Raw genomic sequence first — 15,804 nt, 5'->3', positions numbered from 1 at the left:
ACTATTCATACATTTTTAAATAAGAATTTTTAATCCAGAATGACCACTGACCTAGCTCTCGCATCACAGTAACTTTTTCTGAACACTTAATATATTCATCTGAAGATGTCCGATATTTAACGTAAGCAATTATAACCAATGGAACCTTGATCAATCTTTTGAACAACCATGTAATTTTATTCACAATTGAAGTATTTGGTAGAAATGTTCTTGCATAACATTGACCATCTCTAAATGCTCGGCTTTGAATATATTCTGCATTCAATCTATTGCTTTCAACAATCTCATCTACCCAAATACGATCATTCCATGCCATTTTTACTCCATGTGTAAATAGTGTTCTAAATAACATTGAGTCTTCTCCACCTGTTTTAGAGAAGTTATGGTCAAATAATATATTATACTTACTAAATAATTCATGCTTTATAAAAACATTACCAGAGCCACTAGCATCTATCAGCTTTCCATGTTGATGACTTCCATAAGTAAAAGGATCAAGTTTAACTATCCACTCTGGTGTCTTATCATCATAGATTGTTTTTGCCCCACCGAACATAACTTCACAAGGCTGCTCGTCTAAAAATACTAAGGCATTTTTTATCCAGTCTTCGTTAACTATTTCATCATCATCTATAAATACCAGATATTCGTGCTTACATTCTTTAATCGCACGATTTCTAGCATTCACTAAACCTTTTTGAGGCTCAGAAATATATTCGAATTCAGGATATTTTAAATTTATCATTTCACATATTTCATTACTATCTTCATTGTCAATTATTGAAACCGATAATAAATCTCTATAATTAGGATAAATACTCATAAACGAATCAAGACACCTTTTTAAGTGTTCTTTACGATTATAAGTACATATGAATACATGAAATTTCTTATTCATAGATATCACTCTCACTGGTCTTTTTATATCTCAACAACATTCTTGAATTCCTTAGCAACATAATAAATTCTGAAACAACTAATAATAATGGCAAATAATAATAACTTAGCGAAAATCCATATATTATTGTAAGACCTATAGCTATAATACATGCTGCAAACTGAGAAGTTCTTAATATAAACCTAAACTTTTTCATAACTTGTAATATAGAAGAAGTAAACATGTTTGCCACTTGTATAAACAGAACACCAGACCAAACATAGAACATCAGCATTACGTTATCTTTATCAAAATTACTAAATACAAAATCTAACATATAGTCTTTCAGAAGATAAATACATGCTAATAATGCTAAAATAACAAATATTAATATCCCATAACTTTTAAAAGTTACATCTATTGCTTTCTTTGTATTACCACTGTTTATTTGAGCCGCTATCTTAGGCTTAAGAAATCGTACATAGGCATAACTGACTGAATTTATTGGGTTGGTAAATAACCTTGGCGCATTAATTAATGCCAATATTTCTTTTCCAAAAAATACTGAAATGAAATATATATAACCCCTACTGTTAATTTCAGTTACAAACACACCAAATAAAGAATCTTTTATATTTCTCCACTCATCTTTATAAGAATAGTCGCTCGGGCTTGTACTATATATCTTATTTTTAAAGAGAATAGCATAAGGTATTATAGACACAATATGTGACGCACATATTATAAAGTATATATATACTATATCATTCAGTCCCAAGAAGTAGCCAATTGTGCAAAATACTGTAATCATAACCAAATAAAAGATATCCATAAATGCATATCTTTTATTATCTGATTTCCAGATAGTGACTGTTTTAAAAAATTCTTTAGTTATCACTATAAGTATTAAAAAAGGAGGGACTAAATAAAAATAAGGGATATTTAAATAATATAAAAGAATAAGTATTGGTACTTGAACCAGTCCTATATAAACCATGGTAAATTTAAAAAACTGACTAATAATGCCGTCACCAAACTTACCTTTTTCAATAAGTAATGGGGTGGATATTAGAGCATTAAAAATAGATATTGAGAAAAAAAACAAGCTTATTATTATTGTATAATTCCCGAAATCCTCAGAGGTACATAATTTTAATATATATATGCTAAGTAGAAAGCTACTTAGTGAACTCGATATTTGGCTAATTATTATAAATAAATTATTTTTCACTTTTCACTTTTCGCTTTTTATAAATTAACGATATAAACTAAAGCCCTAGGTATATCAAACGAAGTAAATGTATCATATATACGATTTTTCTCTCCGATATACCTAAGGCTAAATTTTGATCATTTTAGGTTATATTAACTTCCTTCAGTTCCATATTGTCCATAGCCATACTCTAAGCTAGCTTGCTGTGAACTGATCTGGTTAATCACCACACCAGCGATACTAATCTCATGATGTAGTAATTTATTGAAGGTTTTTTCAACTGCATCTTGCTTAGTCTCATTTGCCTTCACAACCACAAGCGCATTCTTAGTCAACTGACCAATTATCAATGAGTCACTCACTGGTAAGCTTGGTGGTGTATCAATCACAATTCGGTCGAACTGAGCTTCTAGCTTATCCAATAACTCGGCAAATTTATCTGAGCTTAAAAGCTCTTGCGGGCTTGAGGCTAACATACCGGCTGGTAAAATCGTCAACCCTGACTTCTCATCTTTGTATAAACAATCAGCCAAATCCATTCCCATCATCAGATGATTGCTCAAGCCTTGTTGGTATTTATTTAGGCCAAAGCGCTCTGCGACTGACGATTTACGCAAGTCACAATCGATCAATACAGTATTTTCCAGCTTAGCAAACGCCATCGCGATATTAATCGATACGGTTGTTTTCCCTTCTGACGGCAGTGAAGATGTTACAGCCAATCGTTTATGCCCATTACTATTTAGTACCAATGAGGTTCGAATCGAGCGAATCGATTCACTGAAGGGCAACTCTGAGTTATCAAACAATACGCTGTTATCGAGTGGTTTTTTCTTAAAGCGTTTTGATTGAATGCTTGGTATTCCACCCAATGGAATAAGTCCAAATCGGTCTTCGAAGTTCTTAACGGACTCAATCGTTGTTTTCATCATCGCACTGAGTAAAACAAGTATCACCCCTAAGCCCAAACTAGCAACAAATGTCATCAAAACAATCAAATTTTTCTTCGGAGATTCAGGAAGCTGAGGCACTAATGCTCGGTCTGTAAAGCGTGCATTCGACGCTTTGAAATCCTGAGTCGCGCTGGTCTCTTTCTGACGTGTTAAGAATACATTTAACACATCACGGTTGGTTTCAACGTCACGCTTTAATGATTCATAACGAGTCTTCTTCACCGATAAACCCTGGAATTCATCACGACGCTTATTGATCGTTGCTTGAATCAAAGATTCCTGTCTACGTAGAGCTTGGACTTCTTTTTCAAAACCTGTAATTAATTGCCCTACGGTTTTCGCTGCACGTGCTTCAACTGCATCCAAACGCGCTATGGCGGCAATCATTCGGTCATGTTTTGCACCATAACGCTTTTTCAACTCATTGACTTCGTTTTGAGCTTCAAGCTCTGCTGCTCGAATCGCAATCACTTGTGGGTGATTTGAAATGGCTGGGATCGATGAAATCGCAGCGATATCGCTTGCACTGGTGGATTTCAACGCTGAGTACGCAGACGACACTTCAATACGACGATCGCGCACTTCTAATAAACGCTCTGTTAAACTCTCTAGCTCTTTACTGGCTAAAGAATCAATGCCACTATCATCGATGAGCTTTTCTTGGACTAAATAGTCCGATAGTGCTTTCTCAGATGCCATTAGAGTCTCTTGTAAGCCTGCGAGACGACTGTTTATCCAGTTAGTGGTGTAAGTTGTTAGCTCTAATCGCGCATCGAGGTTCTGTTCGATATACGCAATACCGATGGCATTCGCTATCTCAGCGGCTAACTCCGGATCTTCCGAAGTAAAGCTAATATTCACCAACTGAGTATTCTTTACCGGATCAATCATCACTTTTTTATGAAAAGCAATTAGCACCTTTTGGTGGATGGCTTCATCTTTCGCCTCTTGTGAGCGTACATCCGCATCACTTTCGAACAACGACGATAATAGTGGAAGCGATTTTATACTGCTAATCACCCCCTCTTGTTGCTCTAGCTCTGGATTAAATTCCAGTAACTCTTCCAACTTCAACTTATCAATAACGCGATTAGCAATCTGATTCGACTTTAAGATTTCAAACTGAGTTTGATAATATTCTTTTTGAGTAGAATCGATACCGGGTAAACTCTGAATAGAAACCGCTTGAGCTTCTTGGGCTTCAATCAATAGCGTCGCCGTTGCAGTATACTTGGGCGTTATTTGTATCAGTATCAAAACTGAAAGGGCTGTCGTCATTACAGACAATAAAATAATCTTCATCCAGCTTTGCTTGAGTGCTGTCAAGTAATGCGAAATGTCAATTACGTTGTTAGAATTGCCACCAGAATGATCGCTATCTTTAGAATTTAAATCTTTGAACAACTGCTTCATGCAATAAACCTAATATTTAATGTCACCTAGTTCGGGAACAAAATTGTACTTACCAAAAAGAACTCACCACGTAAATGGTGTCACCAGGACCTACTGGATCGTTTAAATCTGACCTTTTCTTATTGTCCAACAGATCTTCTATTTCATCTTGAGTTAGACCTTTAATTTCATCCGCTTTGGTTAAATAAATACCTTTAGTCTTACGATATTTTGCAAGAAAACCACCGGCTAAAGCAATAGCTTTCTGCACGGTTAAATCTGGTTGGTATTCATAACCACCAGGTTGATTAACCACACCATTAATATAAATATTACGATATTTCACAATATTTACCGTTACTTTAGGATCGGTAAGGTATCCACCTTTTAACCCAGCAGCAATCGCGCCCTGAACATCTTTGGGTGATTTATCTTTCAATTCAATGACACCGACATAAGGGTAATCAAGAGTCTCACTACTATCGATTAGATACCCATCAAAAGACAGCTCTTCCTCTCCATATACCGAAATACGTATCGTATCTCCGGCACCTAATGTATAGGCAGCCTGAACAGAAGAGACAAATAAACACCCTACTCCCAACACGATCATTACATGCTTAAATATTTTGTACAACATCATATACCCTATGTATTTAACTCTTGCTATGCGTTAGGAAGCGAACAAATTAACGTCAATTTACTCACAACATTTGCTTTCTAGCACTAATAACAACAGTCCCTAAACGAAAAAAAGATACTACTTAAGGCAAGATACGTCTTAAAAAGTTCAGCATATACACTGATGATAAGCAGGACATACTCACGAGATAAAATAGTTAAACCATGAATATATTGTTACATTACCTGTAGTTGCATCAATAAACTCTATGTCAAAATTTATCAATTTTATGTAACTTTATAAGTCAGAAAATTAATAAACACCGATGGAGTTATACTGATAAGGTGTAGTGAAGTTCTATATGCACAGATCTATTGCATAAATAAAAACCAGCCTTGCTCTAGTTACAGAGCATGGCTGAAAGTATGTTTAAGGTAAGCTTGGAAACGACCTCATTTGATAAAGAGGAGTCGTTTCAATACTAACTATTTTCTAACACATTTGACTCAATGGATTTCCATGCTTTAACCGCAAGGCTATCTGGTATCTCAATGTCATCAAACGTAATTTGTTGTCCAGCTTTAATCTCTCGTTTAATAGTCACATCTGCCATTAAACCAATCGGAACATGTCCTGGGTTTTCTGCGATTTTAACCACGATCCCCCTAACATCAAAGCTGCCGATGCCTTTTTTAATCTGGTCACCCGGTTTTAAATCTCGTTTTGCAATCGTAGTAGTACTTAAAGTCGGCGTTTTACTGTTATCAAGTAATACACCACCGCCGTTGAGTACTCTATCTACGGTTTTAAACATTTCCATATGACATAGATGATAAGGTCGATCTAACACATAATATGGCCCATCACCCATTTTATAATAACTTAGACTCGCCTGCTGGTGTGCACTATGTTCACAAGCGATAAATACGCCAGGTTTCAATGTGCGAGACAATAGATAATCAGTGATCGGTTGACCGAGTTTCTTCGCTTCTTCAGCTAAAAACTTGCCACCCTCTAACGTGTCATCATAAGAAGGGCCTAACAAATCATCTTTGGCAATAGTACATCCATACATGTTACCGACTAACGTTTGTTCCAATTGAACTTTTGTACCATCGGTAAAAGACGTCACCATATCCAAACTAATACCGGACTTTTTACCCCAGTAGGTCATATCTTCTAACGTTGGATTGTGATTTAAGAACCCTTTGATATTCGAATACGCAACAGGCTTGAAGCCCATTGAAACAGCTTCTTCATGCAGTATGGCTAAAGCACCTGGTTGGTCACCTTCAGCTTCGGTCACTAACCCTTTATCAATGAAATACGAACCAACGGTCACGTGGAACTCTGTATTCATAGTGACAACAGGAATCGCTGCTTTAAGAATTCTATCGATAGTACTGCAGGCGTAAATCGCATCACCACTGCATTCAACGACCAGATCTGAGTTTTGAATAACCTCATCCAAGTCATCAGTAATATTAGGAAGAAAGTTATTCAACTCTTCTCGTTGACTGACATCACTTCTCGTCAGGATTTTACCTAGTTCATGCCTTGGATGGTCTATCAATAGATTTATAAACCCTCTAGCTATAAATCCGGTACCAATTACACTTATTTTCGCCATTTAACTTTTCTCCATCCTAAGTACACTTATTGGTGGCTACTATGTTAACTATAAAAGTTATTGTTCTGAACTTAGCCGTACCAATACTCCCAATTTACATAAAAAAGGGACGTACCATCTGCCAAACTAACGCTTAATAGTACAAGTTTAAATCAACTACTAGCCTATAATTATTTGCGGTGATTCTATAGTAGAACGGTATTGCTAAGAACTGCCACAAGCAGAAATATCAAACCATTCTCATATAATAGACATAATATATTTTAATCAAAACTCATCATAATTCTAAACAAATGAATTATAGTCCATTTACAAACTATTAATGTTTTATTAATGAAAATTTCAACATTATTAGCATATTGAAATGCGACTAATTTTATATGCAATCAAACTACAACAAACTTATTCAGTTAAATAATCAGAATAAATTCCAAATGTATGATGAATAATTCTAATTAACCCCAAAATGCTCGTTTAAAAAATAGCGCGCTACCTAACAAATAGCGTTTCCATAATCTTTTGGGTTCCAACAGTAAACGATACAGCCACTCACCTCTTAAATCTCTCAAGGTTTTTGGGGCTCGTTTAATCATTCCTGAATGAAAATCAAAAAAAGCTCCCACACCAATCGCTACTCTTACATTTGTTGGATTACAGTGCTGTGCTATCCACTTTTCTTGAATTGGATTACCAAAAGCAACCAATAGAATATCAATTGAGCTATTTTTCAAGTGAGCATTTATTACAATCTCATCATGAGATCTATCATAACCATTTAAGTAACCAACAAAGTTTAAGTGAGGATGTTCTCGCTTCAGCCGCTCAAAACATACCGACACACTTGCTTCTCTCGCTCCATAGAGAAAGACGTTACCGCGCTTCATATTCTTTAAAATTAAAGGGAGTAAATCCGTACCATTTAAGTTCTCTGGAAACACTTCACCATATTTTATTTTTGATACAACATCGACTCCGGCACCATCATTCAGTAAATGAAAGCTTTTCAGTGCCCTTTTTAGTTCAATGTCCTCATAAACCATATTAAGTAGATTCGCATTAGCAAAAGCTAACTTAAGGTGTGATTTTTTATCTATTGCATCATTAATGTCATTAAATATCTGTTTCGATGATTTGACTTTGACCTCTGTACCAAGAATACACCTAGACTTTTTTTCTAGAATATTTTTAATCACGTATTATGTTCTTCTAGTTGATGTTCTTAAGAGATGCTTGAGTCTGATTTACTACTGCAGTGAATAAAATAGCATTGCCCCAAATATATTCTATGGAAGGAGATTAAAAATTACTTATATTTTTCATAATAAGGAAAAAATCACTTTTACTTTTCATAATAGAAAAAAAATTACCTATATTTTTCAAAATAAGGAAACGAAGATAAAATTGACAAGTGAATTTTTAAGACCATACCTTTATTGAAAAAGTAGTTAAAAATAGTGAGGTTTAGTAATTCCGTTAGCATAAAGGCCCACCCCGCCCCAACAAAGCCATGAAGATTAATAAGTTGATAACTAAGCCCGATAAGGATTGGTGAAGAAATCAATGCTTTCTTAAACAAATAATTTCGGCCACCACTCACTGAATTGACCATTCGATTAGTTACAAAGCCTAGTGTACTTAAGATAACCGCTACAGATACAACAAAGAGCAACTGTGAAGCAGCCTCATATTGAACACCATAAGTTAGATTTATCACCATATCGGGGATGTAATAGGTAACGCACAGTATTGGAATTACACTCAAAAAAGTAACCAATGAAACAAAAGAGTACCCTTTAATCATCTCTTCTTCTGTTTCTTCTTGCATTGGTTTTGAAAGCAAAGAAATGCCAATTGAACTCGGAATAAAGTTCCATGCATAATTAAGAGCAATGCTAATACTAAACATACCCACTGCAGTATAAGACACAACATTCGCTAACATAACCTCATACATCCTTGCATAAATGGTCACGCTAGCAACCGTAAATACCAGTGGGATTCCTGTTACAAAATAGCTGTTCCGATAATGCATTGAACGTGATAATTGAACCTTATCAAAGCACTTTCTTCTAATATAAAAAATCAACCATCCTTCAATGACAAATGGGATAAAAAAGTATATGACATTCACATCATTGAAAACAAATAACGCTCTTGCCCCCATTGCCAACACTTTGGCAAACATCGCCGATTTAGCATTGATTTTGGATTTTAATATCGCGTTATAGTGAAATTGGTAGATATCTAGCGCCAAGAATACTTGGGATAAGACAACAAGTGCAATCAGATTATAGTCATCAGTTTCATAGTTTCCTGATAGTAATAACCAGATATTGATTATGGCAAAAACTGCAATATAGAGAGCGAATCGATACTTTTCAGTACTGTAAATATAAAAAGCACTTCGTTTAGGTTTTGTTGCGGCAGTATTAAAGATTGTGTAATCAGCACCCCATTGGGAAATAGCAATAGCAAAAGCCCCGAGTGCGACACCATATGAAATCAAGCCAAGTTGTTCAGGGCCAAGATACCTCGCTACCATGACGGTAACGATAAAGCCACCGAGTAAGAGAAATGCTCTTTCTACAAACATCCATAGGATATTGAGAACATGAGCATTTCTTAACATAGGTTGGCTACACTTCTATTGTGTTGCCCCATAGCTTCCGTATTGTCCATAGCCATATTCTAAACTAGCTTGCTGTGGACTAATTTGGTTAATCACCACACCAGCGATACTAATCTCATGCTGCAGTAACTTGCTAAAGGTTTTCTTAACCGCATCTTGTTTGGTGCCATTAGCTTTCACAACTACGAGCGCATTCTTAGTCAACTGACCGATAATCAATGAATCACTCACTGGTAAGCTTGGTGGTGTATCAATCACAATTCGGTCGAACTGAGCTTCTAGCTTATCCAATAACTCGGCAAATTTATCTGAGCTTAAAAGCTCTTGCGGGCTTGAGGCTAACATACCGGCTGGTAAAATCGTCAAACCTGACTGCTCATCTTTGTATAAACAATCCGTCAAATCCATTCCCATCATCAGATGATTGCTCAAACCTTGCTGATACTTCTTCAACCCAAAACGCTCTGCGACTGACGATTTACGCAAGTCACAATCGATCAATACAGTATTTTCCAGCTTAGCAAACGCCATCGCGATATTAATCGATACGGTTGTTTTACCTTCTGACGGCAGTGAAGATGTTACAGCCAATCGTTTATGCCCATTACTATTCAGTACCAATGAGGTTCGAATCGAGCGAATCGATTCACTGAAGGGCAACTCTGAGTTATCAAACAATACGCTGTTATCGAGTGGTTTTTTCTTAAAGCGTTTTGATTGAATGCTTGGTATTCCACCCAATGGAATAAGTCCAAATCGGTCTTCGAAGTTCTTAACGGACTCAATCGTTGTTTTCATCATCGCACTGAGTAAAACAAGTATCACCCCTAAGCCCAAACTAGCAACAAATGTCATCAAAACAATCAAATTTTTCTTAGGGTATTCAGGAAGCTGAGGCACCATTGCTCGATCTGTAAAGCGTGCATTCGACGCTTTGAAATCCTGAGTCGCGCTGGTCTCTTTCTGACGTGTTAAGAATACATTTAACACATCACGGTTGGTTTCAACGTCACGCTTTAATGATTCATAACGAGTCTTCTTCACCGATAAACCCTGGAATTCATCACGACGCTGATTGATCGTTGCTTGAATCAAAGATTCCTGTCTACGTAGAGCTTGGACTTCTTTTTCAAAACCTGTAATTAATTGCCCTACGGTTTTCGCTGCACGTGCTTCAACTGCATCGAGACGTGCGATGGCGGCAATCATTCGGTCGTGTTTTGCACCATAACGCTTTTTCAACTCATTCACTTCGTTTTGAGCTTCAAGCTCTGCTGCTCGAATCGCAATCACTTGTGGGTGATTTGAAATGGCTGGGATCGATGAAATCGCAGCGATATCGCTTGCACTGGTGGATTTCAACGCTGAGTACGCAGACGACACTTCAATACGACGATCGCGCACTTCTAATAAACGCTCTGTTAAACTCTCTAGCTCTTTACTGGCTAAAGAATCAATTCCGCTATCATCGATGAGCTTTTCTTGGACTAAATAGTCTGATAGTGCTTTCTCAGAGGCCATTAGAGTCTCTTGTAAGCCTGCGAGACGACTGTTTATCCAGTTAGTGGTGTAAGTTGTTAGCTCTAATCGCGCATCGAGGTTCTGTTCGATATACGCAATACCGATGGCATTCGCTATCTCAGCGGCTAACTCCGGATCTTCCGAAGTAAAGCTAATATTCACCAACTGAGTATTCTTTACCGGATCAATCACCACTTTTTTATGAAAAGCAATTAGCACCTTTTGGTGGATGGCTTCATCTATCGCCTCTTGTGAGCGTACATCCGCATCACTTTCGAACAACGACGATAATAGTGGAAGCGATTTTATACTGCTAATCAGCCCCTCTTGTTGCTCTAGTTCCGGATTAAATTCCAGTAACTCTTCCAACTTCAACTTATCAATAACGCGATTAGCAATCTGATTCGACTTTAAGATTTCAAACTGAGTTTGATAATATTCTTTTTGAGTAGAATCGATACCGGGTAAACTCTGAATAGAAACCGCTTGAGCTTCTTGGGCTTCAATCAATAGCGTCGCCGTTGCAGTATACTTGGGCGTTATTTGCAGCATGATTAAAACAGTAAGAACGGTAACCATTACCGAAAACAAAACAATTTTAAGCCAATTTTGCCTTAATATATTGATACTATTCCAGATATCGAAAATATCACCGGAACCCGCCTTTGACGCTTGAAATGTATGCTGCATGCAATAACCCTAATATCTAATGTACGCTGAGCCAATAACTTGTTAAAAATCAACTTTGTTATTTATTAAATAAAACTCGATTCTTACCAAAAAGAACTCACCACATAAATGGTATCACCAGGACCTACTGGGTCATTTAAATCCGCTTTCTTTTTGTCATCTAATAAATCTTCAATTTGATCTTGAGTTAAGCCTTTAATCTCGTCAGCTTTAGTCAAATAAATGCCTTTAGTTTTACGATACTTGGCCAAAAAACCACCGGCGAGTGCGATCGCTTTCTGTACGGTCAAGTCTGGCTGATATTCGTAACCACCAGGATGGTTCACCACACCGTTAATGTAGATATTGCGATATTTCACAATATTTACCGTCACTTTAGGATCTAATAAATAGCCATCTTTTAAGCCCCGCGTGATTTTCTCTTGCAGGTTTTTAATCGTTTGTTTACTAACATCGATATTTCCAATATATGGGTAATCGAGTGTTTCACTGCTATCGATCAAATATTCATCGAAACTGAGCTCTTCTTCACCATATACCGAAATTCGAATTGTATCCCCAGCACTAAGCGTATATGCCGCTTGCGCTGATGCCATAAATAAACAACAAGCACTAACTGTTGCGAGTGCATATTTCATTATTCTATTCAACATCTTCTACCTTTATGGGTTATTTTCACCATCAAAAAAATTCAAGCCTTAGTACGCGGTTTTCCCGACGAAGCCCTTAAAAACAGTAAGGAATACTATTTTTATATCGAGCCAAAGAGACCAATTTTGAATATATACTAAATCAAATTCAACTCGTTTTTCCATTTTATCGAGCGTTTCTGTTTCACCACGCAACCCGTTTATCTGAGCCCAACCTGTAATTCCCGGTTTTACATGATGACGTAGCATGTATTTATCAATCAGTCCTCGGTACTCTTCATTATGAGCCACCGCATGTGGGCGAGGTCCAACTATCGACATTTGGCCAGTTATGACATTAAAAAACTGAGGGAGTTCATCTAAAGATGTTCGGCGGATGAATGCACCAAATTTTGTAATACGAGGATCGTCTTTGGTCGCCTGCTTTACGACCGCACCATTATCCATCGCCTTCATTGAGCGAAATTTCCACACTCGAATTGACTTACCATCAAGTCCGTATCGAGCTTGTTTAAAGATAATGGGGCCTGGAGAAGACAACTTAACACCAATTGCGACAGCAATAAGTACCGGGCTAATTAGAAGAAGAATTATCGAAGCAAGTACAATATCTTCAATTCGTTTAACTAATGATGTTAAACCATAGAATGGCGAGTCATAGACGGAAAGTGTTACGACCCTACCTACATTTTTTAATCGTGATTGCATCAAATCAAATGTAAAGAAATCGGGAACCACGTGGACTCTAGCATTGGCATCGGCAAATGCATTGAGAATCTGTTTAATCCGTTTTGACGCTTCCATCGGCAACGCGATATAGACTTCTTGTACAGAATGAATTTTAGCTAATTCCAGCGCATCATCAATTCGACCTCGTAATGGTGCTGGCAGTCCAGCTAACCCAACACGTTCTACATTTCGATCATCATAGAAACCCACTAGGGTTTCATTTTGTTTCCCGCGTTGTTTTAATTCATGGGCTAATTGAATTCCAGACCGCGTCGCGCCGATGATAATGACCTTTCGCTTTCCGGTTTCAGGTGGACGAATCATTTTCACCACCATCGAAAAACTCCAGCGCCAACCAACGAGTATTACTGGCGTGAGTACAAACCAGATGCCAAAAACAATACGAGAGTAGTCTTCAGTAACTTTTAAGAAAAAACCAAAACAGAGTGTGATTGCTGCGCAGATCGCCCATGCTGATAGAATTGAGAGAAATGTTTCTCTCATCGAATCAAAACGATAAGGTTGGTATACACCTGCAAAATCGGCGATAAGGTAAAAGGAAATAACAACAACACTGAGGGTTAATTGATATATCGTAGAGAAAGAGCCAACATATGATAAGCACACCGTATACAAAAGTAACGCAATGACAATGAGGTCAAAAAGTTTGAATGCTACGGTTGATTCTTCACCGTAGTATTTAATTCTGCTTCCATATCTCATAGTTAGTTCACACCTATTTTTTATTATTAATTCTAATTATTTCGCCAATCTGAATTTTAATTTTACTCATCAAGGAAGTATGCTACCGCCCTTAGGTTTTTTCAGCGCCCTACATGCTTGCTACCATCAACTATCTCTATCGTTAAACTTTTTTGTCTCAATCGACATAACAAACTCAATTTCTATACTTAGTTATAGTTTATTTTTAAGAAAATGATCTGTTTTTTTTATGTTTTATAATCAAAAAACTCAACAACATCATTCAGAGAGATAGGTCACATAATAACAATATGATGACATAGAACTAACTATAGAAAAACAATTAGTGCGTTGAGTATCGGATCTTCTAAGAATTGATACTGCCAACAATATCAATACAAATAAAATGGATATTATTCAATCTAATGCATCTCAAATCAGACAACGACTAGCAACCTTACCGACTAAGATAAAGGTATCGTAATAAGTGAATACCGCCTGAATAGTAACTACTCTTTATAACGGCTGATAATTCAATCTCTTTAGCTCAATATAAAAAAGGCAATCAAACTTGATTGCCTTTTTTATAATAGAAATTGTCAAGACATCGGTATTTATTGTTCTAAAGCACCCAATACCTGCTTAACCAATTTTGTTGCCTTTTCCGCACTTTCAGCTTCAATATAGCAGCGCAGTTCTGGCGCATTACCTGAAGGGCGTAAATGAACAATACTGTCATCATCAAGAGTCAAACGTAGTCCATCAGTTTGATCTTGTTGAATGACGTTAGATTCGGTTATTCCAACATTCGCTAAGAAGCTCTCTGGGGCTGCAATGGCTTGTTCAATAATATTGAGACTCTTCTCTCGAGCAAAGTTTTGCAAACGGTCACTGGCGGTAAACCGAGCCGGTAACTCATTACATAAAGCTGAAATAGGTTTACTTTTTGCGGCTGCAAGAACAGCAATAACCGGTAGAACGGCGTCTCGAGTCAATAGGGCCGTCAATTCGCCACCATTAACTTGAATATCACTCCCTAATAAAAAGCCGCCATTAGCTTCAAAACCAGCGACAGCCGGGTAATTTTTGTCCATTGGTTCCAATGCTTCAATAACATAAGGAGAACCAATTTTAGTGAGAACGACTTCTTTAAAGGCGCCGCATTTAGCGACTGCTGTATTGCAACTCACTGGAATCGCTAGAGCATCAATGTTCAGGGCTTTCGCTGCTAAAAGACAAAGAATGTCACCACGTAAATACGTGCCCGTTTCATCACTTAATAATGGACGATCGCCATCACCATCGGTGGAAAATACCGCATCAAGATTGTGTTCTTTTTGCCACGCTTGCGCCATTTCAATATCAGATTCGGCCACGGCTTCCGTATCAATCGGAACAAATTGATCGCTTCGACCTAGTGACACAACTTCAGCACCTAAATCGGTGTAAAGTTTAGCGTAAAGATCTCTTCCTGCGCTTGAGTGCTCATAGATACCAATGCGCTTTCCTTGTAAAAGATCGTTCGGGAATAAGCGAGTGTAACGATCAATATACGTCGTCGCGGCTCGAGACAATGCAACAGGCAAATCAATAAGATCAAGTTCTGGCACTTCAATATCAGCATTGAGAATAGATTGCTCATCTGTTTTGCTAATTTCACCATCAGCTCGATAGAACTTGAGCCCATTGCGGTCAAATGGTATGTGGCTCCCAGTTACCATAATAGCGGGGATGTCATCGGCAATTGACGTAACTGCCAGCGCAGGGGTTGGAATTACCCCATAATAATCCACTTCAGCGCCATAATATTTGGCTGCCGTAATGCATGCCTGAGCAATATCAGGGCTACTTGGTCGATTATCTATTGCAATTGCGATTCTCTTAACTTCACCTTGGCTTTGCATAAACGACAACGCAAATGCCATACAAGCTTGCGGAGTGAAATCAGTCACTAAGCCACGTGCGCCTGACGTTCCAAACGCGATGCCACTTTGGGCGATAACCTGAGCTGCTGTACTCATTTTTTATATCCATAGTTACTGCAAAATACTGTTAATACTTACACCATAGTCAAAGATTGAAGCCTTATGAAGCTATGATTTAAATAAACGTTTTGCTAAAGGTTAATTGTAATTTTTTTTAATTCGTTGCATTGTAAGTGAGCTTTATTTACAGCTTAGACGATATGCAATGTTA

General features: G+C 37.4%; 11 protein-coding genes. All 11 read right to left on the bottom strand.

Going from position 1 to position 15,804, the window contains the following annotated elements:
- Nucleotide 1: 1 nt before the first annotated feature.
- The 11 genes from ACXJY6_RS14595 to ACXJY6_RS14545 all read right to left on the bottom strand — a co-directional run bounded on the left by ACXJY6_RS14595 (nt 2) and on the right by ACXJY6_RS14545 (nt 15,629).
- Nucleotides 2-898, bottom strand: coding sequence for a glycosyltransferase (locus ACXJY6_RS14595; protein ID WP_458768759.1), 897 nt, complete (start codon nt 896-898; stop codon nt 2-4).
- Complete coding sequence (locus ACXJY6_RS14590) at nt 891-2,108, bottom strand: polysaccharide biosynthesis protein (protein WP_458768758.1); 1,218 nt, start codon at nt 2,106-2,108, stop codon at nt 891-893. Before ACXJY6_RS14590 ends, ACXJY6_RS14595 begins: the two co-directional genes overlap by 8 nt.
- Before the next feature lie 134 nt (nt 2,109-2,242).
- Complete coding sequence (locus ACXJY6_RS14585; RefSeq protein ID WP_458768757.1) at nt 2,243-4,456, bottom strand: GumC family protein; 2,214 nt, start codon at nt 4,454-4,456, stop codon at nt 2,243-2,245.
- Nucleotides 4,457-4,505: 49 nt separating this feature from the next.
- Entirely contained in the window at nt 4,506-5,075 is a 570-nt protein-coding gene (locus tag ACXJY6_RS14580; protein ID WP_458768756.1) for a polysaccharide biosynthesis/export family protein, read from the bottom strand.
- 463 nt (nt 5,076-5,538) lie between these two features.
- Nucleotides 5,539-6,687 (bottom strand): hypothetical protein, encoded by a 1,149-nt coding sequence (locus tag ACXJY6_RS14575; RefSeq protein ID WP_458768755.1) that lies wholly within the window; start codon nt 6,685-6,687, stop codon nt 5,539-5,541.
- Between the two features lie 455 nt (nt 6,688-7,142).
- On the bottom strand, nt 7,143-7,880 hold the full coding sequence (locus ACXJY6_RS14570; protein WP_458768754.1) for a WecB/TagA/CpsF family glycosyltransferase: 738 nt from the start codon (nt 7,878-7,880) through the stop codon (nt 7,143-7,145).
- Nucleotides 7,881-8,050: 170 nt separating this feature from the next.
- Complete coding sequence (locus ACXJY6_RS14565) at nt 8,051-9,316, bottom strand: MATE family efflux transporter (protein ID WP_458768753.1); 1,266 nt, start codon at nt 9,314-9,316, stop codon at nt 8,051-8,053.
- Nucleotides 9,317-9,331: 15 nt separating this feature from the next.
- Nucleotides 9,332-11,527 (bottom strand): GumC family protein, encoded by a 2,196-nt coding sequence (locus ACXJY6_RS14560; protein WP_458768752.1) that lies wholly within the window; start codon nt 11,525-11,527, stop codon nt 9,332-9,334.
- An 83-nt stretch (nt 11,528-11,610) separates the two neighbouring features.
- Entirely contained in the window at nt 11,611-12,180 is a 570-nt protein-coding gene (locus ACXJY6_RS14555) for a polysaccharide biosynthesis/export family protein (RefSeq protein ID WP_456052076.1), read from the bottom strand.
- 45 nt (nt 12,181-12,225) lie between these two features.
- Complete coding sequence (locus ACXJY6_RS14550; protein WP_458768751.1) at nt 12,226-13,629, bottom strand: undecaprenyl-phosphate glucose phosphotransferase; 1,404 nt, start codon at nt 13,627-13,629, stop codon at nt 12,226-12,228.
- 593 nt (nt 13,630-14,222) lie between these two features.
- Complete coding sequence (locus ACXJY6_RS14545; RefSeq protein ID WP_458768750.1) at nt 14,223-15,629, bottom strand: phosphomannomutase; 1,407 nt, start codon at nt 15,627-15,629, stop codon at nt 14,223-14,225.
- Between the last annotated feature and the right edge of the window lie 175 nt (nt 15,630-15,804).

Source organism: Vibrio phycocola (genome assembly GCF_054404255.1).
This window is presented reverse-complemented; position numbering and strand designations above follow the sequence as displayed.